At 61.2% G+C, this 19,269-nt stretch carries 19 protein-coding genes; 15 read left to right on the forward strand and 4 right to left on the reverse strand.

The genetic code is table 11. The features are described 5' to 3' along the window. Positions 1-131: 131 nt before the first annotated feature. Together DW732_RS06870 and DW732_RS06875 are read right to left on the reverse strand one after the other, a co-directional pair. Positions 132-1,064 (reverse strand): type I phosphomannose isomerase catalytic subunit, encoded by a 933-nt coding sequence (locus tag DW732_RS06870; protein ID WP_370214350.1) that lies wholly within the window; start codon positions 1,062-1,064, stop codon positions 132-134. Between the two features lie 74 nt (positions 1,065-1,138). Further along, positions 1,139-1,858 carry a GntR family transcriptional regulator gene (locus tag DW732_RS06875; protein WP_118099140.1) on the reverse strand — a complete coding sequence of 240 codons (720 nt, stop codon included), beginning with the start codon at positions 1,856-1,858 and terminating at the stop codon, positions 1,139-1,141. Between the two features lie 301 nt (positions 1,859-2,159). Between DW732_RS06875 and DW732_RS06880 the strand changes: the two genes are divergently transcribed. The 7 genes from DW732_RS06880 (at position 2,160) to nhaA (ending at position 9,734) form a co-directional block, all read left to right on the forward strand. After that, positions 2,160-3,560, forward strand: a complete 1,401-nt coding sequence (locus tag DW732_RS06880; protein ID WP_118099141.1) for a glycoside hydrolase family 1 protein — start codon at positions 2,160-2,162, stop codon at positions 3,558-3,560. 120 nt (positions 3,561-3,680) lie between these two features. Continuing rightward, positions 3,681-5,024: a PTS sugar transporter subunit IIC gene (locus DW732_RS06885; protein WP_118099142.1), complete on the forward strand. Its 1,344-nt coding sequence runs from the start codon at positions 3,681-3,683 to the stop codon at positions 5,022-5,024. A 158-nt stretch (positions 5,025-5,182) separates the two neighbouring features. After that, positions 5,183-5,485 (forward strand): PTS sugar transporter subunit IIB, encoded by a 303-nt coding sequence (locus tag DW732_RS06890; protein WP_055285538.1) that lies wholly within the window; start codon positions 5,183-5,185, stop codon positions 5,483-5,485. Between the two features lie 9 nt (positions 5,486-5,494). Continuing rightward, on the forward strand, positions 5,495-5,827 hold the full coding sequence (locus tag DW732_RS06895; RefSeq protein WP_199407153.1) for a PTS lactose/cellobiose transporter subunit IIA: 333 nt from the start codon (positions 5,495-5,497) through the stop codon (positions 5,825-5,827). A gap of 242 nt (positions 5,828-6,069) precedes the next feature. Then, complete coding sequence (locus tag DW732_RS06900; RefSeq protein ID WP_233539392.1) at positions 6,070-7,023, forward strand: ROK family protein; 954 nt, start codon at positions 6,070-6,072, stop codon at positions 7,021-7,023. Between the two features lie 164 nt (positions 7,024-7,187). Further along, entirely contained in the window at positions 7,188-8,111 is a 924-nt protein-coding gene (locus DW732_RS06905) for a manganese-dependent inorganic pyrophosphatase (protein WP_055251253.1), read from the forward strand. Between the two features lie 264 nt (positions 8,112-8,375). Continuing rightward, positions 8,376-9,734 (forward strand): Na+/H+ antiporter NhaA, encoded by a 1,359-nt coding sequence (gene nhaA, locus DW732_RS06910; RefSeq protein WP_118099143.1) that lies wholly within the window; start codon positions 8,376-8,378, stop codon positions 9,732-9,734. A gap of 149 nt (positions 9,735-9,883) precedes the next feature. Here nhaA and DW732_RS06915 read toward each other — a convergent pair whose 3' ends face one another. After that, complete coding sequence (locus DW732_RS06915) at positions 9,884-10,138, reverse strand: hypothetical protein (protein ID WP_055251249.1); 255 nt, start codon at positions 10,136-10,138, stop codon at positions 9,884-9,886. Positions 10,139-10,288: 150 nt separating this feature from the next. Between DW732_RS06915 and DW732_RS06920 the strand changes: the two genes are divergently transcribed. The 7 genes from DW732_RS06920 to DW732_RS06950 all read left to right on the forward strand — a co-directional run bounded on the left by DW732_RS06920 (position 10,289) and on the right by DW732_RS06950 (position 17,248). Further along, entirely contained in the window at positions 10,289-11,593 is a 1,305-nt protein-coding gene (locus DW732_RS06920; protein WP_117798419.1) for an aminotransferase class I/II-fold pyridoxal phosphate-dependent enzyme, read from the forward strand. Positions 11,594-11,660: 67 nt separating this feature from the next. Then, positions 11,661-11,975, forward strand: coding sequence for an STAS domain-containing protein (locus tag DW732_RS06925; RefSeq protein WP_117735514.1), 315 nt, complete (start codon positions 11,661-11,663; stop codon positions 11,973-11,975). 154 nt (positions 11,976-12,129) lie between these two features. After that, entirely contained in the window at positions 12,130-12,729 is a 600-nt protein-coding gene (locus DW732_RS06930) for a twin-arginine translocase TatA/TatE family subunit (protein ID WP_158567374.1), read from the forward strand. Further along, positions 12,729-13,520 (forward strand): twin-arginine translocase subunit TatC, encoded by a 792-nt coding sequence (gene tatC, locus DW732_RS06935; RefSeq protein ID WP_022093860.1) that lies wholly within the window; start codon positions 12,729-12,731, stop codon positions 13,518-13,520. The genes DW732_RS06930 and tatC overlap by 1 nt, the downstream gene beginning before the upstream one ends. 6 nt (positions 13,521-13,526) lie before the next feature. After that, positions 13,527-13,883 carry a hydrogenase maturation nickel metallochaperone HypA gene (hypA, locus tag DW732_RS06940; RefSeq protein WP_117735512.1) on the forward strand — a complete coding sequence of 119 codons (357 nt, stop codon included), beginning with the start codon at positions 13,527-13,529 and terminating at the stop codon, positions 13,881-13,883. Between the two features lie 35 nt (positions 13,884-13,918). Continuing rightward, positions 13,919-14,602 (forward strand): hydrogenase nickel incorporation protein HypB, encoded by a 684-nt coding sequence (gene hypB, locus DW732_RS06945; RefSeq protein ID WP_117798420.1) that lies wholly within the window; start codon positions 13,919-13,921, stop codon positions 14,600-14,602. 54 nt (positions 14,603-14,656) lie between these two features. Further along, a complete protein-coding gene (locus DW732_RS06950; protein ID WP_118099145.1) occupies positions 14,657-17,248 on the forward strand; it encodes a DNA topoisomerase I in 2,592 nt (863 codons plus the stop codon). Between the two features lie 140 nt (positions 17,249-17,388). Here DW732_RS06950 and DW732_RS06955 read toward each other — a convergent pair whose 3' ends face one another. Further along, entirely contained in the window at positions 17,389-18,372 is a 984-nt protein-coding gene (locus tag DW732_RS06955) for a zinc-ribbon domain-containing protein (RefSeq protein WP_117763420.1), read from the reverse strand. A gap of 212 nt (positions 18,373-18,584) precedes the next feature. Between DW732_RS06955 and tmk the strand changes: the two genes are divergently transcribed. Beyond that, positions 18,585-19,268 (forward strand): dTMP kinase, encoded by a 684-nt coding sequence (gene tmk, locus DW732_RS06960; protein WP_118099146.1) that lies wholly within the window; start codon positions 18,585-18,587, stop codon positions 19,266-19,268. Position 19,269 lies beyond the last annotated feature (1 nt).

A 19,269-nucleotide genomic window follows, 5' to 3' on the forward strand; every position in this document is an offset into this window, starting at 1 on the left:
CGCGGGGTTTGGTCGATCGCGAGTTCCGCACGAGCCGGAGAGCACTTAATGTGCTCTCCGTGCGAGCAGGACTGCCCGAGCAGGCGATCAAACCCCGCGCCCATCCCGGCGAGCACTTGGGGACCGGTGGCTTACAGGTGCGAGATGATCAGTTCCATTTTGCCTTCGAGGTCGATGGAGGTGACGGTGCTGGGGGCTAGCAGATGGCTTCCCTTGTGGACGGGGTCGCCGCAGACGGTGCCTTCGCCGTCGATGACCGACAGGCACATGAAGGGCCGGCGCTGCTCCAAGGTCTTGCTGCCGTTGACGCGCACGCGATCGACGGTGTAGCAGGGGTTGGACTCGAGCTCGGTCACGCCGTCGATCTCGGGTGCGGTCACGGTGCCGTCGGTCGGAGCCTGGACATCAAAATCGATGCAGTCGAGGCTCTGCTCAATGTGCAGAGGGCGAAGCTTGCCGTCGGTGCCGGGGCGGTCGTAGTCGTACAGGCGATAGGTCACATCGCTCGACTGCTGCGTCTCCAAAATGAGCGTGCCGGTTTTGATGGCGTGCACGGTACCGGAGTCAATCTGGAAAAAGTCGCCCTTGCGGATCGGCAGCATGTTGAGCATGTCGTCCCAGCGGCCGTCCTTGATCATCTGTGCGGCCTCGGCGCGATCCTTGGCGCGCTGCCCGACGATAATCGTGGCGCCGGGCTCGCAGTCCAGGACATACCAACACTCGGTCTTGCCCAGGCTGCCGTTCTCGTGTTCGGCGGCGTACTCGTCGTTGGGATGAATCTGGATCGAAAGATCGTCCTTGGCGTCCAGAATTTTAATGAGCAGCGGGAACTCCTTGCCCTCGCAGTCGCCAAAGAGCTCACGGTGCTCGGCCCACAGCCACGACAGCGTGTGTCCGGCATACGGGCCCTCCGCAATCTGGCAGTCGCCGTTGGGGTGGGCCGAGATGGCCCAGCACTCACCGATGGGACCCTCGGGAATGTCGTAACCAAATACGGTTTCGAGCTGGCGGCCGCCCCAGATCTTCTCGTGGAAGATCGGCGTGAGTTTAATCAAATCGGACATGTGCATACTCCCATAAGGTTGTGCGGGTGCCGCGTAAGACAGCTCAAAACGAGCACCCACCGGACTACAAAAACTTATGCCAACGTTACGTTGTGCAGCTCAAAGCGGTCGCCTACGTTGTGCGAGATAGAATATTCAAACGCGGCGCCGCTATCCAAGAAGCCAATCTGGTTGAGTTCGAGCAGGGGAGAGCCGGGTTTGGTATCCAGGCGCTCAGCCTCTTCCTCAGTTGCCGCGACAGCGCGAATGGTGCGATGGAAGCTCGAAATCTTCAGCCCGCATTGCTCGCGGATAAAGCCGTAGACCGATCCGTACAGGTCCCTCTTTTTAAGGCCCGGGATCAGTTCTAGCGGCATATAGGTGTACTCGATGACGATGGGCTTCTCGTCGACCTGGCGCACGCGCACGATGTGATAGGCGAAGTCATCCTCGGCCATTCCCAGCTGGGTCGCAACCTCTGCCGGCGGATTGACGATCGAGAAATCGTAGACCACCGAGGTCACCTTTTCCCCGCGGTGCTCATACGAAAAGCCCTGGGCACGGTCGTTCTTGCCTTGAAAAAACACCTGGCCGGGAAGTCCCGCCGTGTCCTTGACGTAGGTGCCCGATCCGCGCCGGCTGGTAATAAGGCCTTCCTCGGTGATCTGCTCAATCGCTCGTTTGACGGTGATTTTGGAAACGCCATAGAGCTCACAGAATTCAACGACGGTGGGCAACTTATCGCCCGGTTTAAGTGCGCCGTCCTCGATGCTTCGACGGATATCTGCAGCTATCGCCTCATATTTGGGAATCATGCAATCCTCCCTTCATATTTGCGTCGATATATAGAAAGTATACCTACTTAAAAAGCATCCATATGGCTTTCATGAAAGAAGTTCGATAAAGAAAAATGAAAAAGACGCTTTACATAGAAAATTAGAGCGCTATAGTTACTGACAACAAGCGAGATGCATTGGCGTTTCCTTGTACTGTTTGGGGACGGCTTTGTTTTGGCGGGTCGGATATCCGGAAATCCGGTGCGCGCCCGCGCCGGATTGCCTGCCAAAGCAAACCCGTCTCCAACCGAAAGCTCTAGACACGAAAGCGAGGACTTTGATGGCTCAGTATCAGCTGCCCAGCGACTTCTTCTTTGGCGCCGCTATGTCCGGCCCGCAGACTGAGGGTCAGTGGAACCAGGGAGGCAAGCTCGAGAACCTGTGGGACACCTGGTCCATCCAGGATCTGGGGTCGTTCTATAACTGCGTTGGCTCTTATGCCGGCAATGACTTTATGGCCAAGTACCAGGAAGACTTTCGCATTTTGAAGGACTTGGGCCTGAATACCTATCGCACTTCCATCCAGTGGAGCCGTCTGCTCGATGCCGACGGCAATCTTAATGAGGAGGGTGCTGCGTGGTATCACGAGCTGTTCCGCGCCTCTCGCGAGGCCGGCCTGGAGCCGTTTGTCAACTTGTACCACTTTGACATGCCCACCTACCTCTTTAACCGTGGTGGCTGGGAGAGCCGTGAGGTCGTCGAGGCTTACGCGCATTACGCCGACGTCGCCTTCCACGAGTTTGGCCAGGAGATTAAGTACTGGTTCACCTTTAACGAGCCCATCGTCGAGCCCGAACAGCGCTATCAGGAGGGCGTGTGGTTCCCGCAGCTCCACGACTTTAGCCGCGCCCGCACCGTGCAGTATCACATTTCACTGGCACATGCGCTGGCCGTGGGCAACTATCGTCGCGCCTATGACGAGGGCGCCATTCGCAGCGATGCCAAGATCGGCATGATCAACTGCTTTACCCCGGTCTACACCAAGGATAACCCCAGCGAGGCAGACCTCGAGGCCGTGCGTATGACCAGCGGCATCAATAACCGCTGGTGGCTCGACCTCATTACCAAGGGCGAGCTCCCTGCCGACGTGCTCGACAGCCTGGCCGAGGGCGGCGTTAAGCTCCCGTTCCGTGCTGGAGACCAAGAGATTCTCAAGCAGGGTGTTGTCGACTGGCTCGGTTGCAACTACTACCACCCCACGCGTGTTCAGGCGCCGGCGAGCAAGGTCGACCAGTACGGCCTGCCGCACTTTGCCGACGAGTACGTATGGCCCGACGCCGTTATGAACGAGAGCCGCGGCTGGGAGATCTACCCGCAGGGCCTCTACGACTTTGGCATGGACTGCGCCAAGAACTACCCCGATCTTGAGTGGTTCGTTTCCGAGAACGGCATCGGCATCATGGACGAATACAAGAACCGTGACGCCGAAGGAACCATCCAGGATGACTACCGTGTCGACTTTGTACGTCAGCACCTGGAGTGGGTGGCCAAGGCCATCGACGAGGGCGCCAAGTGCCGCGGATACCATTATTGGGCCGTTATCGATAACTGGTCTTGGGCCAATGCCTTTAAGAATCGTTACGGCTTTGTCGAGGTCGACCTTATGGACGGCTACAAGCGCCGTCTTAAGAAGTCGGCGGCCTGGCTCAAACAGGTCGCCACGACCCACGTGGTTGATTAGCGACCGGGCGAAGTCCCAGACCGCGCGCCGCCGCGCGCAACACATGGCACATCTGGTGGCAGAGGGCGACAGACCACCGTGCGAATAGGAAAAGGCCGGATTTGATAGTTAGGAGCAATCATGGCCAGTGACAACGGAAAGAGCTTCCTCGACAAGTTTGCCGAGGTCTCTGCGAAGGTGGGAAACCAGGTTCACCTGCGTTCCCTGCGCGACGCCTTCGCGACCATCACGCCGCTCTATATCCTTGCGGGTATCGCGGTTCTTATTAACAACGTCGTGTTCCCCCTGTTCCCGCTCGATGCGGCGGGCCTTGCCAACCTTCAGACGTGGGGTTCGGCAATTACGCTGGGCACCCTCAACGTCTCTGCCATTATCTTGGCCGGATTGATTGGCTACAGCCTCGCCAAGAACAAGCGTTTCGATAACCCGCTCGCTTGCGTGGTCGTCGCTATCTCTGCTTTCGTCATCATGATGCCGCAGCAGGTTACCGCCACGCTTGCCGCCACGAGCCCGCTGCTCACCGACAAGATCACCTCCGCGGAGGTCACGGGCGCCCTTTCGACTGCCAACACCGGCACCAACGGTCTGTTCTCGGCTATTATCATCGCCCTGCTTTCCGTCTCGCTCTTCATCAAGATTTCTGGCGTCGAGAAGCTCAAGGTTAAGCTGGGCGAGGGCGTGCCTCCCGCGGTCTCCAACTCCTTCAACGTCATGATCCCGATGCTGCTCAACCTCGCGATCTTCGCTCTTGCCGCAGCTCTGCTCGCCGTGTGCGCCGGCACCGATCTGTGCGCCATCATCTCCACGTGCATCTCCAACCCGCTCAAGAGCATCATGAACGCCGGTCCGTGGGCTGTTATCCTCATCTACACCCTTGCCAACCTGCTGTTCTGCGTCGGTATTCACCAGTCCACCATCTCTGGCGCTACCGTCGAGCCGATCCTGACCATGCTCATCGTCGACAACATGGCTACCTTTGCCGCCGGTGGCACCATCCAGCCCGATCACTACATGAACATGCAGATCGTTAACAGCTTCGCCCTCATCGGCGGCTCGGGCTGCACCCTCATGCTTCTGCTCGACACGCTCCTGTTCTCCAAGAACAAGGCTTCCGAGACCGTTTCCAAGATGGCTATCCTGCCTGGTCTGTTCAACATCAACGAGCCGGTTATCTACGGTTACCCCATCGTGTACAACCTGCCGCTCATGATCCCGTTTGTCCTCCTTCCCGACTTGTTCATCGGCATCACCTATGGCCTTACCTGCGCAGGCATCATCAGCCCCTGCATCGCCCAGGTGCCCTGGACTATGCCTCCCGTCATCAATGCCCTGCTCGCTACGGGCTTTGACTGGCGCGCCGGCGTGTGGCAGGCCCTCGAGATTGTCATTGGCATGGCTGTCTACCTGCCCTTTATGAAGATTTCCGAGAAGGCAATCGCCAAGCAGGAGGCTCTCGCCGAGTAGAACGCCTAACGTTCGTCCCTTTCACCGTTGCGGGCGCCGGTACGCGGTGCCGGTGCCCGCACCTCTCTTTTGCGTAAGGGCGCAGAAAGAGGGCACAATAACCGCAAGAAATACAACCAGTTGTCGTCTGCGCGCCGCGCAGTTATAAGGAGGAAACCATGAAGAAGATCATGCTCTGCTGCAATGCCGGTATGTCCACGAGTCTGCTGGTCCAGAAGATGCAGGCCGAGGTTGCAAACCGTGGTCTGGATATCGAGATCGAGGCTCGTCCCATGAACGAGGCTCACGATCACCTGGACGAGTGCGACATGTTGTTGCTTGGCCCGCAGATCGGCTACACCAAGGGCGATTTTGAGAAGGAGGCCGCTGGCCGCTTCCCGGTCGAGGTCATCAACATGGTTGACTACGGTCGCATGAACGCCGCCGGCATCATCGACCACTGCGTTAGCGTGATGGGCTAGGTGCAGCATATGGAGGATATGAACGAGTTGCAGATGACCTGTTTCGAGATCATCAGCTACGTCGGTACCGCCAAGAGCATGTACATCAATGCCGTGCAAAAGGCCAAGGAGGGTGATTTTGACGCCGCCGAGGAGCTTATCAAGCAGGGCGACGAGGCCTATAACGGTGGCCACGATGTTCACATGGGGCTTCTGAAGAAGGAGGCCAACGGCGAGCGTAACGGTGAGGCTCCGTTGATTCTGCTGCATGCCGAGGACCAGATGGCCGGCACCGAGACCATGCGCGTCATGGCCACAGAGCTCATCGAGGTCCACAAGCAGCTGCAGGCACTGAAGGCCTAGCTGGCGTTATCGCCGCGACGGACCGTGCAATCCAACAGACAATACAGTCCCTTTCACGGGCGCCGGGAGCCTCCGCCTCTCGGCGCTTGTTGTTTTTGGCGAAGGCCTTTCGCGGCCTGCTGAGCGGACATTCGCGTTTTCCCAGATAAAACCTGCCAAAACAAACCTGTCCCTTTTTGGCAGGTTTTTGCCTTGGGAGCGGTACCATACTGGCAATGTTTAAACGAGAAAGGTGGGCTCCCATGGAACCTAAGCAGTACTACATCGGCATTGACGTCGGCGGCACTTCGGTTAAGGAGGGCCTGTTCGACGAGGACGGCAACCTGCTTGCCAAGGCCAGCGTGCCCACGCCTCCCATCGTTGACGCTGCGGGCTTTGCCGCGGTGACCGAGGCCATCGACCAAGTGGTCGCCAAGGCACAGATTCCGCGCGCCTTTGTGGCGGGCATTGGCCTGGCCGTTCCGTGCCCCATCCCGGCTTCGGGCGACGCCAAGGTCAAGGCCAACATTGCCATTAACCTGCCCGAGCTTAAGATCGCCATTCAGGAGCACTGCCCCGACGCGGTCGTTAAGTACGAAAACGATGCCAACGCCGCTGCTATGGGCGAGGCTTGGCTCGGCTCTGCCAAGGGCGTGCAGAACGTGGTGATGGTCACCATCGGTACCGGCGTGGGCGGTGGCGTTATCGTCAACGGCGATGTGGTATCGGGCGTTGTGGGCGCCGGCGGCGAGATCGGCCATATGTGCCTGAATCCTGCCGAGGAGCGCACCTGCGGCTGCGGCGGCCATGGCCACCTGGAGCAGTATTCCAGCGCCACCGGCGTGGTGAGCAACTACCTTGCCGAGTGCGAGAAGGCGGGCGTCGGGCCCATCGAGCTCACCGGCCCCTCCGATTCCAAGGACGTGTTCCAGGCCTGTCGCGAGGGCGACAAGCTTGCGCTGGCCGCGGCCGATACCATGGCCGACTATCTCGGTCGCGCTCTGGCGCTTATCGCCAACGTGGTCGACCCCGAGATGTTCCTGATCGGCGGTGGCGCCTCCGCCTCGGCCGACGTCTACCTCGACGCGGTTCGCGAACACTTCCAGCACTATGCGCTATCCGCCTCGCGCGAGACGCCCATCGAGGTCGCCTCGCTCGGCAACGACGCCGGCATCATCGGTGCCGCCTACGTAGCCCTGCGCGCCGCCGGCAAATAGCTGGCGCAAGGGGGCAGGTTAGTTTGCACCACATGGTGCAGAGGGGACAGACTTTGCCTCAGCTCCTGCCCCAATTTGTGCTGCGGCCCTTCCATCTCATAGGGTTCGGCGTCAGCGTGCTACCATAGCTACGTCCAAGTACACATATCAAGTGGAGGATTTCCATGGCAAACGTTCTTGTCTTTGGTCACCAGAATCCCGATAACGACGCCATCATGAGCGCCGTCGTCCTGTCCCAGCTGCTCAACCAGGTTGAGTATGCCGGCAACACCTACGAGGCCTGCGCACTGGGCCAGCTTCCGGCCGAGTCCGCCAAGCTGCTCGCCGACGCCGGCATTGCCGAGCCCCGCGTGATCGATTCCGTCGAGGCCGGCCAGCTCGTCGTCCTTACCGACCACAACGAGTCTGCCCAGTCCGTCGCCGGCCTTAAGGACGCCACGGTCTTTGGCGTCGTCGACCATCACCGCATCGGCGACTTCGAGACCGCCGGCCCGCTGCACTACATCTGCCTGCCCTGGGGCTCCAGCTGCACTATCGTCACCAAGCTCGCCGGTGTGCTCGGCGTTGAGCTTTCCGACGTCCAGGCCAAGCTGCTGCTCTCGGCCATGATGACCGATACGCTCATGCTCAAGAGCCCCACCACCACCGATGTCGACCGCGCCGTCGCCGCCAAGCTCGGCGAGCAGGTGGGCGTCGATCCGGTCAAGTTCGGCATGGAGGTCTTCCTCACCCGTCCGTCCGGCTCCTTCACCGCAGCCGAGATGGTCGGCAACGACATCAAGATGTTCGAGCCCGCCGGCAAGAAGCTGCTCATCGGCCAGTACGAGACTGTCGACAAAAGCCGTGCGCTTGGCATGATTGACGAGATCCGCGAGGCCATGCGCGCCTACGCCGCCGAGAAGGGCGCCGACGGCATCGTCCTGTGCATCACCGACATCATGGAGGAGGGCTCGCAGGTCCTGCTCGAGGGCGAGACCGAGGCCGCTCAGAAGGGCCTGGGCATTGCCGACGAGCACGACGGCGTCTGGATGCCGGGCGTCCTTTCCCGCAAGAAGCAGGTCGCTGCCCCCATCATGGCCGCCTGCTAGGTTTTGCCACCTGCTCACGACCGGATCGCGGATGCTCCGCGCTCCGGTCGTTTTTTATGCGCGGGACCACGTCGCCTATTGGACAGGGGCGCCCGTGCCGTTGAACAAATAATGTTCAACCTGTGGTTCCGCTTTTCGGCCGCGCTCGCGCGCTTGTCGCGCAGGGTAGGCTAGATGCAAGCGTAATACGTTGGAGCGCGGCGCCGCCACTTGGGCGGGCCGTGCTTTTTTAAGACGGGAGCCTTCCCGCGAAAGGAGCCGCCCATGGCAGCAACCGAGCAGCTGTTCAACACCCGTGAGCGCAAGCGTTTTGAGCGTCACGACATTTGGGAGCGCATTGCCGAGAACGGCACGATTTCCGCCGCCGTCATGGTGATCGCAGCCATCGCCGCGGTCATCTGCGCCAACACCGATGCCTACGAGGCTATTCATCACTTTTTGGAGACCCCGCTGTATGTGGGTCTTGGCAGCCTTACGGCTGGCCTTACCGTCGAGGTCTTTGTCAACGACTTTCTCATGGCGATCTTCTTTTTGCTGGTGGGCATCGAGCTTAAGTACGAGATGACGGTCGGTGAGCTTAAGAATCCGCGTCAGGCCATGCTTCCCATGCTGGCGGCCGTGGGCGGCGTCGTCGTTCCCGCCTGCATCTACCTGATCTTTAACCATGCCGGCGCGCACAACGGCTGGGCTATTCCCATGGCAACCGATATCGCCTTTGCGCTGGGCGTGCTATCGCTTTTGGGTAACCGCGTGCCCAACGGCGTGCGCGTGTTCTTCTCGACGCTCGCCATCGCCGACGATCTCATCTCCATCGCCGCTATCGCCATCTTCTACGGCCAGAGCCCCAGCACGTTTTGGCTGGGCGCCGCTGCGGTTGTGACCTGCGCGCTCGTGTGGCTCAACAAGACGCAGCACTACCGTCTTGCCCCGTATTCGGTGCTGGGTCTGCTGCTGTGGTTCTGTATGTTTAAGAGTGGTGTGCACGCCACGCTCGCCGGCGTCATCCTGGCCTTCACCATTCCGGCCAAGTGCGGCGTTAAGCTCGATAGCCTTACCGACTGGCTGGGCGAGTGCCTGCCGTTGCTCGACGACCGCTACGACGACGAGGCGCACATCCTGGGTCAGCACGACTTTACCGTCTCGACTACCAAGGTCGAGCGCGTCATGCACCGCGTGACCCCGCCGCTCATCCGCATGGAGCGTCTGATCTCCACGCCGGTCAACTTTGTGATCCTGCCGATCTTTGCGTTCGTAAACGCGCAGGTTCGCCTAGTGGGCGTGGACATGAGCACGCTGCTGACCGACCCGGTGACGCTCGGTGTTTACTTTGGCATGCTGCTGGGCAAGCCGATTGGCATCTTTGGCATGACGTTTGCCCTGGTTAAGCTCAAGATTTCCGAGCTGCCGCACAATGTCAACTGGCATATGATCGCCGGTGTGGGCATTCTGGGCGGTATCGGCTTTACCATGTCGATCCTCATCAGCGGCCTCGCCTTCCCGACGGCCCAGTTTGAGGTCCTGGCCGCCAAGGCCGCCATTCTTGCCGGTTCGGTCACCGCGGCCGTGCTGGGCATGATCTACATGAGCGTGGTCTGCAAACACCCTGCGCCCAAGGACGAGTAAGAGCACATACAAGTTTGAAAACGCCGCCTGTGAATACCATCACAGGCGGCGTTTTAGTCACTGGGTAGTCGTTGGGGACAGACTTAAATGACTGCCCAAGTGCCGGCAGGTTGGGACTACTCATTTAAGTCTGTCCCCAATGAGTGGTTCTATTCCACGGTGCCGTAGACGGCGCCCCAGCCGTGGGCGGCTAAGGCGGAGTTCAGCTGGTCGCAAAGTGACTGGCGGTCGTAATAGCCGGGCGGCAAAAGGTTCACGATCTCCATAAGGTCGGGCGCCAGGTCCAAGATTTCGGCCTGCACGATTAGGTCCAGGCGGTCGATGGCGTGGCGGTCGTAAAACAGCCCGTCGATCAGGCGCTGCAGGTCGCCGAATTCCTCAGCCCTAAACGAACCGTATTCCATAATGCCTCCTTAGGCGCCCCACGCCGGCATGTGCGGCGATGTCGTAATTCATTGCGATGAACTTAATCTATCACGGCTTCATACCGTTGCGGCGGTGGCGGTCTATACTTAGACGAACTGCAACGTCCCGCTTCGCGAAAGGTCGCACCCATGCAGACGATCTACCAGAAGATGGAAACCACCGAACTCGATGCCGCCATCGAGGCGCTCAAAGCCGAGGTCGCCGAGGTCAAGGCCAAGGGCCTGGCGCTCGACATGGCCCGCGGCAAGCCGTCGCCCTCCCAGGTGGACATCTCGCGCCCCATGCTCGATATCCTCAATGCCGAGGTCGATCTGCACGACGGCAACGTCGACTGCTCCAACTACGGCTGCTTCGAGGGCATTCCCTCGGCACGCAAGTTGGCAGGGGAGTTCCTGGGCTGCCCCGCCGAGCAGACGCTCGTGCTGGGTTCGTCGAGCCTTTTGATCGAGCACGACATCGCCGGCATGTTCTGGCGCTGTGGTTCGTGCGGCAGCGAGCCCTGGGATGCCTACGAGGCCGCGCACGACGGCAAGAAGGTCAAGTTCCTGTGCCCCGTTCCCGGCTACGATCGCCACTTTGGCATCACCGCCGACTTGGGCATCGAGAACGTCCCCGTTGCGATGACCGAGGCCGGCCCCGACATGGACGAGATCGAGCGCCTCGTTGCCGCCGACGATTCCATCAAGGGTATCTGGTGCGTGCCCAAGTATTCCAACCCCACGGGCATCACCTTTAGCGAGGACACCGTGCGCCGCCTGGTCGAGATGCCCACGGCCGCGCCCGATTTCCGCATCTTCTGGGACAACGCCTACTGCGTGCACGACCTGTACGACGAGACCGACGAGCTTGCCAATATCTTTGACCTCGCTCGCGCGGCGGGCACCGAGGACCGCGTGGTGGCCTTTGCCTCGACGTCCAAGATTACCTTCCCGGGCGCCGGCATCGGCTTTATCGGCGCGAGCCCTGCGGTCATCGCGGAGTTCTCCAAGCGCCTCAAGGCCGGCCTTATCAGCGCCGACAAACTCAACCAGCTGCGTCACGTGCGTTTCCTTCCCACCATCGAGGCGGTCAAGGAGCATATGAAAAAGCATGCCGAATTTTTGCGCCCGCGCTTTGAGGCCGTTGAGCGCAAGCTCACCGAGGGTCTGGGCAACACGGGTTGCGCCACTTGGACGCATCCCCGCGGCGGCTACTTTGTGAGCTTCGATGGTCCTGAGGGCTCGGCCCAAAAGGTCGCCGCGCTTTGTGCCGATCTGGGCGTTAAGCTCACGCCGGCTGGTGCCACCTGGCCCTATGGCAAGGACCCGCGCGACACCAACATCCGCATCGCGCCGAGTTATCCCACGGTCGAGGACCTGGAGGCCGCGCTCGACGTACTGGTGCTGGCCGTCAAGCTCGTCGCTGCCGAGATCACGCGTGCCGAGCGCGCCTAGCGCGCAGAGCTCTGCAAGTCCGCGCCGCGTACTTTTCCGCACTTTCGATACGCAAAGGAGCGTATACATGGATTTGGGTATTTCCACCAACCCCACGCCGGAGCTCTACACCATTAAGGTGACCGGCGAAATCGATATCTCTAACGCCGACAGTTTGCGTAACGCCATCGACTTGGCGCTTGAGCAGCCCACCGAGGCCGTTGAGCTCGACTTTGCCCAGGTGAGCTATATCGACTCGACGGGCATTGGCGTGCTTGTGGGCGCCGCGCACCACGCAGCCGATCATGGCAAGCGTTTTAGCTGCGCCAACGTGCAACCCCCGGTGATGCGCGTGGTTCAGCTGTTGGGTGTCGACCAGGAGATTTCGATCACCGCTGCATAATCTTTGCCCCCAAAAGGGGCGTGCCGTTTGGCATATGTTTGTGATGCGCTCGAACGTTTTGGCGTTCGGGCGCTATACTTGACCGAATGAATAGACGAGTTCCGGCCGAATGGCGCGGTGCGGGCTCGACTCACATCGAGCCTTGGAGGTATGTGTGTTTGGTATTGGAGAGGGTGAGCTGGCAATCATCGTGGTCTTCGGCTTTTTGCTGTTTGGCCCGGATAAGCTCCCGCAGATGGGCCGCACGATCGGCCGTGCCATCCGTCAGTTCCGCGAGACGCAGGAAAAGATGACGGCAGTTGTTCAGTCCGAGATTATCGATCCGGTAAGTGAGGCCGCTTCGGCGCCGGTCAAGCCCAAGAAGGCTGCTGTCGATGACGATTCCGATGCTGACGCCGATGCCGTCAAGACGGCCGCGCCCGCAAAGAAGGAGACCTTTGCCGAGCGCCGTGCCCGCCTTGCCGCCGAGAAGGCCGCGAGTGAGGGTGCTGCTGAGGGCGAGGCTGCTGCCGAGGAGACGGAGGCCGAGGGCGCTGGGCCCGCCGCTGCTGTGTCCGCTGCCGATGCTGCCACTGCCGCCGTCGAGCCCGAGCCTGCCGCAGAGCCCGAGTCCGAGCCGGCAGAGCCCACGACGGCCGACCTCTACGCCCGTCGTCCCCGCAAGCGCAAGGCCGTCGTCGACCAGCTCGCTCGTGAGCTTGAGGTCGAGGACGAAGCCGCTGCCGCCGACGCCCCGAAGGGAGGCGATGAGTAATGCCTATCGGACCTGCGCGCATGCCGCTCTTCGATCACCTGGGAGAGCTCCGTCGCCGCCTGACCATCGTGGTCGTATCGGTGTTTGCCGCCGCCATCGTGCTGTATTTCGCCACGCCCGTGGTGCTCGATATCCTGGAAGACCCCATCCGCTCGTTTGTGCCGGACGGTAAGTTCTACATCACCACCACGCTCGGCGGCTTTGGCCTGCGCTTCTCGCTGGCCATCAAGATGGCCGTTGTCATGTGCACGCCCATGATCATCTGGCAGATCTTGGCGTTCTTCCTGCCGGCGCTTCGCCCCAACGAGCGCAAGTGGGTCGTGCCCACGGTGCTCGCTTCGACGGTGCTGTTCTTCCTGGGTGCCATCTTCTGCTACTTCATCATCATTCCTGCGGGCTTTGAGTGGCTCATCGGCGAGACCTCTGCCGTCGCAACTGCGCTGCCCGATCTGGAGAACTACGTCAACATGGAGCTGCTCTTTATGATCGGCTTTGGTGTGGCGTTTGAGCTGCCGCTCATCATTTTCTACCTGTCCGTTTTCCACATCGTGTCCTACGCGGCTTTCCGCGGCGCCTGGCGCTACGTGTACGTGGGCCTGCTCGTGGGCTCGGCTGTGATCACGCCCGACGGCTCGCCCGTCACGCTGGGCCTTATGTACGGTGCCCTGCTTTCGCTCTACGAGATTTCGCTCGCCATCGCTCGCGTGGTCATTACTGCGCGCGAGGGCAAGGAGGGCCTGTTCGTGAGCCGTCTGGACCTGTTCTCGGACGACGAGGACGACGAGGAGTAAATCGGTATGCACGAGGTTGGCATTGTCAACGGCATACTCGATACAGTGATTCGCGCGGCGCGTGGGGCGGGGGCCTCGCGCGCCGTTTTGGTAACGCTGCGTATCGGGGATATGACCGAGGTGGTGCGCGAGGCGCTCGACTTTGCGTGGGAGACGTTTCGCGACGAGGACCCGCTCACGCGAGGCTGCGAGCTTTCCGTGGAGGAAGTCCATCCACAAAGCGAGTGCCTGGACTGCGGCGACGTCTTCGACCACGATCGCTTCCACTGTCGCTGTCCCCAGTGTGGTGGTGCCAACGTGCGCCTACTGCACGGCCGCGAACTCGACATCGCAAGTATCGAAATCGAAACCCCCGACGATTAGCCGTCACCAAATGGCAGAAGTAAGGAGTGCCGAGTATGGCCGAGAAAACGATTGATATCGCATCGCCGATCCTGTCGCGCAACGAGCGTCTGGCAGACCAGCTGCGTCAGCGATTTAATGAGGCAGGCACCTATGTGATCAATGTGCTGTCGAGCCCCGGTTCGGGCAAGACCACCACGATCCTGGGCACCAACGAGCGCCTGCGTGACAAAGCCGGCCTGCGCTGTGCCGTCATCGAGGGCGATATCGCCTCGGACGTCGACGCCATCATCATGAAGGAAGCCGGCATGCCCGCCATCCAGATCAACACCGGTGGCCTGTGCCATCTTGAGGGCAACATGATCATGGAGGCCGTTGACGCGTTCGACCAAGCGGTGGGCCTTCAAAACATCGATGTCATCTTTATCGAAAACGTGGGCAACCTGGTCTGCCCGGTCGACTTTGACCTGGGCGAGAACCTGTCCATCATGATTCTCTCGGTGCCCGAGGGCGACGACAAGCCCATCAAGTACCCGGGCATCTTCCAGCACGCCGGCGCGCAGCTGCTCAATAAGGTCGACGTGGCCCCGGCTTTCGATTTTGACATGGATAGGTATACTAAGACACTCGATGACCTCAATCCGCAGGCGCCGCGGTTTGCCGTGAGCGCGCGCAAGGGCGAGGGCATGGATGCCTGGTGCGATTGGCTCATCGGGCAGATCGAGCAAGCAAGGGCGTAAGTCGGCCGCCATAAGCGCGGGCGCAGCCGCAGAGACATGAGATAGGAGCCTCTTTTGAAGCTCATCATCGCCGAGAAAAACGACGCCGCGCGCCAGATCGCCGAGCGTCTGTCCACGGGCAAGCCCAAAAAGGACAAGGTGTACAACACCGCCATATACCGTTTTGAGTGGAAGGGCGAGGAGTGCGTGACGATCGGCCTTGCCGGTCACATCCTCGCGCCCGATTTTTGCGACAGCGTGCTGTTCGATAAAAAGCTGGGCTGGTATTCGGTCACCGAGGACGGCGAGATGCTGCCGGCCGACATGCCCGATGGCCTGGCACGTCCGCCCTACGACACCAAGCGCAAGCCGTTCCTTGCCGACGGTATCTCCATCAAGGGCTGGAAGCTCGAGAGCCTGCCTTATCTCACCTGGGCGCCCGTTATTAAGCTGCCGGCCGAGAAGGAGCTCATTCGCTCGCTCAAGAACCTTGCCAAGAAGTCCGACAGCGTCATCATCGCCACGGACTTCGATCGCGAGGGTGAGCTGATCGGTTCGGACGCTCTCAACAAGGTGCGTGAGGTGGCGCCCGACTTGCCGGTTGCCCGCGCCCAATACTCTTCGTTTACCAAGGCCGAGATCGCGCAGGCCTTCGATAATCTCGTCTCGCTCGACCAGAATCTGGCCGACGCCGGCGAGAGCCGCCAGCACATCGACCTCATTTGGGGTGCGGTGCTCACGCGTTACCTGACGCTCGCCAAGTTTGGCGGCTTTGGTAACGTGCGCTCTGCCGGCCGCGTGCAGACGCCGACGCTTGCCCTGGTGGTCGAGCGCGAGCGCGAGCGCATGGCGTTTGTGCCCGAGGACTATTGGCAGATTCGCGGTATGGGTGCCGCGCAGGGCGCCGCCGAGGACGACCGCTTTAAGATCGCGCACAAGACGGCGCGTTTTACCGATAAAGATGCTGCCGAGACGGCATACGGCCACGTTGACGGCATCAAGACGGCAACCGTCGCCGCGGTGACGAAGCGCTCGCGCAAGCAGCAGCCGCCCACGCCGTTCGCGACCACCTCGCTGCAGGCAGCCGCTGCGGCCGAGGGCATATCGCCCGCACGCACCATGCGCATCGCCGAGTCCCTCTACATGGCGGGTCTCATCAGCTATCCGCGTGTCGACAACACCGTGTACCCCGCGACGCTCGATCTGGGCGCCGTGGTAAGCGACCTGGCAAAGATCAACCCGGCGTTGGCGCCCGTGTGCAAAAAGGTGCTCGCCGGCCCCATGAAGCCCACGCGCGGCAAGGTCGAGACCACCGACCACCCGCCTATCTACCCCACGGGCGAGGGCGATCCGTCCACGCTCGACGGCGGCCAGCGCAAGCTCTACGACCTCATCGCCCGCCGCTTCCTGGCGACGCTCATGGGTCCCGCGACCATCGAGAACACCAAGCTTGAGCTCGACGTTAACGGCGAGCCGTTCGTGGCCTCGGGCGACGTGCTCGTGACCCCGGGTTTCCGCGAGGCCTATCCGTACGGCCTTAAGCGCGATGAGCAGATGCCGCCGCTTGAGCAGGGCGATACGGTCGACGTGTTCGACATTAAGCTCGAGGCCAAGCAGACCGAGCCGCCCGCTCGCTACAGCCAGGGCAAGCTCGTGCAGGAGATGGAAAAGCGCGGCCTGGGCACCAAGTCCACGCGTGCGAGCATCATCGAGCGCCTGTATGCCGTGCGCTACCTCAAAAACGATCCCGTGGAGCCGAGCCAGCTGGGCATCGCCATCATCGACGCGCTGTCGCAGTTTGCCCCGCGCATCACGAGCCCCGATATGACCAGCGAGCTTGACGGCGATATGACCCGCGTGGAGCGCGGCGAGGACACCGAAGAGCATGTCGTGACGCACTCGCGCGCGCTGCTGGCCGGCGTACTCGACGAGCTGCTCAAACATACGCAGGAGCTGGGCGACGCCATCAGCGACGCCGTCACGGCCGATGCGCGCGTGGGCGCCTGCCCCAAGTGCGGCAAGGACCTGGTTATGAAGACGAGCGCCAAGACCCGCGGCAGCTTTATCGGCTGCATGGGCTGGCCCGACTGCGACGTGACCTATCCGGTGCCGAGCGGTGTCAAGGTGAGCCCGCTCGAGGGCGAGGCCGCCGTGTGCTCCGAATGCGGCGCGCCGCGCATTAAGTGCCAGCCGTTCCGCCAGAAGGCCTTCGAGATCTGCGTGAACCCGACGTGCCCCACCAACTACGAGCCCGACCTTAAGGTGGGCGAGTGTAAGGTGTGCGCCGAGGCCGGACGCCATGGCGACCTGATCGCGCACAAGAGCGAGAAGAGCGGCAAGCGCTTTATCCGCTGCACCAACTACGATGACTGCGGCGTGAGCTATCCTCTGCCGGCGCGCGGTAAGCTCGAGGCGACGGGTGAGACCTGCCCCGAGTGCGGCGCCCCCATCGTGGTGGTCAACACGGCGCGCGGTCCGTGGCGCATCTGCGTGAACATGGACTGCCCGACCAAGGAGAAGAAGCCCGCCCGCGGCCGCAAAACCACAACCAAGGCGAGCACGGCGAAGAAGACAACGGCGGCCAAAAAGACGACGGCCAAAAAGACGACCGCCAAGAAGTCGACGGCGAAGAAGTCGACTGCCAAGAAAGCGGCTACCGACAAGTAGCGGCGCAGTCGAAACATTGCCCTAAAAACGAGCGAGGACCCTGCGATCCTCGCTCGTTTTTTGACCGGCAGTTAGGGACGTTCCTTTTCTGCCGGCAGTTTAGGAACGTCCCTAACTGCTGGCTCGGGAACGACAAAGCGCTAGTTCACTTCGACGGGTTTGGCGCCGGGATAGCGCTCCTCAAAGTCTAGGCGGTACTTATTGTCATTGGTGCCCGCCACGTTGTCGTGTGACAGCGGCGCCACGATCTCATTCTTATGGTCCGCAGGCTTGGCGTATTTCAGGCTGATCTCCCAGGCATCACAGATTGCGTCGATGCGGTGATCCAGGTCGTCGTACAGGGCAACGATGTCCTTCCAGGAGCTGTAGTTCCTGGAGCTCGTCGGGACGTCCAGATCCTCGACGATGTCGTAATACTGCTCGATGGTGTCCTCCGTGCGCTCGGCGACGTCGGCGAGATTTTGACGGGTGGTGCGATCTTCTTCCAGATAGCTGCCATTGAAGGCCTGCGCGCAGGCGCGGACCTGGCTGTCGAGGTCTTCGAGCAGGTCGTAGTATTCGCTCAGTCGGCGGTAGAGGTTTTGCTCGGAGAGCGTTGCTTCGCCGCCATCCTCGTCGTCATCGTCATCATCGTCGTACAGGCTGTTGGGATCGCCGAGGGGCTTTAGGTCATCGTCGTCGACGTCATGGTGCAGCTTAGCTACCTCGGCAGTCGTCTGCGTGGCGGCGTTGTCGAACGGTCTGATTGCAAAGAAGATGACCAGAGCGATGATGATCGCCACCAGCACAACGATAACGGCGATAAGCGGCCCGGTGCCGCTCTTTTTGGGAGCGGGGGTCTGTGGCGAAGCGGGCGCGTATGAGGGAGCCGGCTGCTGTTGGGGCGAGCCGCTCGCGACGGGTATGCGCTGCGTGGTCTCGACGGCCGCGGGGCTTGCGGCGGGGTCGGGGCGATAGGCGAGGGGGTCGTCCGCCTTGGCTTGCGGCATATCAAGGGAGCCGGTCTGCTCAAAAGCGGGCTGGCTATCGCTCGCGGTTGTTTGCTCAACGGGTGCACCGCACGAGGTGCAGAACTTGGCATTATCTGCAAGAAGCTTGCCGCACGAGGAGCAATACCGAGACATTGCCACTCCTTTCGCCACATTTCAATGCAATACGACGATTATACCCATCGTCCAAAATTCCCCATCATGACAGTTGGGGACGTTCCTTTTCGGCCGGCAGTTTGGGAACGTCCCTAACTGCCGCCTGGTGGTTGGGGCGCGCCTGCCCCTGGGGTATCATGATTTGGTTGATATATCTGCATTTACGCGCCATGTAGGAAGGGGCTGCGCCCATGGCTTTTGAGCCCGCTCAACATAGCTTCATCACGCTCGAGGGCGTCGACGGCGCCGGCAAGTCTACGCAAGCGCGTCTGCTTGCCCGTGCGCTCGATCTTGCCGGCTACCAGGTGGTGAGTCTGCGCGAGCCGGGCGGTACCGCCATCAGCGAAAAGATTCGCGCCCTGCTGCTCGACCCCGCCAACACGGCGATGGGTGACACCTGCGAGCTATTGCTGTACGAGGCGGCCCGTGCCCAGTTGGTGCACGAGGTCATAGCCCCCGCCCTCGCGGCCGGTAAGGTGGTCCTGTGCGACCGCTTCTACGATTCCACGACCTGCTACCAAGCGTTTGCCGACGGCCTCGATCGCCAGATGGTACGCGATGCCAATAAGCTGGCCGTCGCGGGAACGCATCCGGCGCTCACGCTCGTCTACCACATCACACCTGAGCAGGCGGCGCTGCGTATGGCCGCCCGTGGCGCGGCAGATCGCATGGAGGCAAAGGGCATGGCGTTCCAAGAGCGCGTTTACCAGGGATTTTGCAGCATTGCCGCCGAGGAGCCAGGCCGCGTAAAGCTCATCGACGCCACCGCGCCCATCGAGGAAGTCTTTGCGAAGACGGTCGAGCAGGTCCGCGCGCACGGTCTCGATATCTCCCAAGACGCCGTTGCCGCCGCGCTTGCCCAGGAGGCCGAGTAAC

This window comes from Collinsella sp. AM28-11LB, from assembly GCF_003469895.1.
Classification (GTDB): Bacteria; Actinomycetota; Coriobacteriia; order Coriobacteriales; family Coriobacteriaceae; genus Collinsella.

Excerpts from the sequence above, each read along its gene's own strand:
- DW732_RS06875 (WP_118099140.1), bottom strand. The coding sequence starts at position 1,858 with ATGATTCCCAAATATGAGGCGATAGCTGCAGATATCCGTCGAAGCATC.
- tatC (WP_022093860.1), top strand. The coding sequence starts at position 12,729 with ATGCCTATCGGACCTGCGCGCATGCCGCTCTTCGATCACCTGGGAGAG.
- DW732_RS06885 (WP_118099142.1), top strand. The coding sequence starts at position 3,681 with ATGGCCAGTGACAACGGAAAGAGCTTCCTCGACAAGTTTGCCGAGGTC.
- hypA (WP_117735512.1), top strand. The coding sequence starts at position 13,527 with ATGCACGAGGTTGGCATTGTCAACGGCATACTCGATACAGTGATTCGC.
- DW732_RS06900 (WP_233539392.1), top strand. The coding sequence starts at position 6,070 with ATGGAACCTAAGCAGTACTACATCGGCATTGACGTCGGCGGCACTTCG.
- DW732_RS06880 (WP_118099141.1), top strand. The coding sequence starts at position 2,160 with ATGGCTCAGTATCAGCTGCCCAGCGACTTCTTCTTTGGCGCCGCTATG.
- DW732_RS06905 (WP_055251253.1), top strand. The coding sequence starts at position 7,188 with ATGGCAAACGTTCTTGTCTTTGGTCACCAGAATCCCGATAACGACGCC.
- DW732_RS06895 (WP_199407153.1), top strand. The coding sequence starts at position 5,495 with ATGGAGGATATGAACGAGTTGCAGATGACCTGTTTCGAGATCATCAGC.
- DW732_RS06870 (WP_370214350.1), bottom strand. The coding sequence starts at position 1,064 with ATGTCCGATTTGATTAAACTCACGCCGATCTTCCACGAGAAGATCTGG.
- hypB (WP_117798420.1), top strand. The coding sequence starts at position 13,919 with ATGGCCGAGAAAACGATTGATATCGCATCGCCGATCCTGTCGCGCAAC.
- DW732_RS06925 (WP_117735514.1), top strand. The coding sequence starts at position 11,661 with ATGGATTTGGGTATTTCCACCAACCCCACGCCGGAGCTCTACACCATT.
- DW732_RS06915 (WP_055251249.1), bottom strand. The coding sequence starts at position 10,138 with ATGGAATACGGTTCGTTTAGGGCTGAGGAATTCGGCGACCTGCAGCGC.
- tmk (WP_118099146.1), top strand. The coding sequence starts at position 18,585 with ATGGCTTTTGAGCCCGCTCAACATAGCTTCATCACGCTCGAGGGCGTC.
- DW732_RS06890 (WP_055285538.1), top strand. The coding sequence starts at position 5,183 with ATGAAGAAGATCATGCTCTGCTGCAATGCCGGTATGTCCACGAGTCTG.
- DW732_RS06955 (WP_117763420.1), bottom strand. The coding sequence starts at position 18,372 with ATGTCTCGGTATTGCTCCTCGTGCGGCAAGCTTCTTGCAGATAATGCC.
- DW732_RS06920 (WP_117798419.1), top strand. The coding sequence starts at position 10,289 with ATGCAGACGATCTACCAGAAGATGGAAACCACCGAACTCGATGCCGCC.
- nhaA (WP_118099143.1), top strand. The coding sequence starts at position 8,376 with ATGGCAGCAACCGAGCAGCTGTTCAACACCCGTGAGCGCAAGCGTTTT.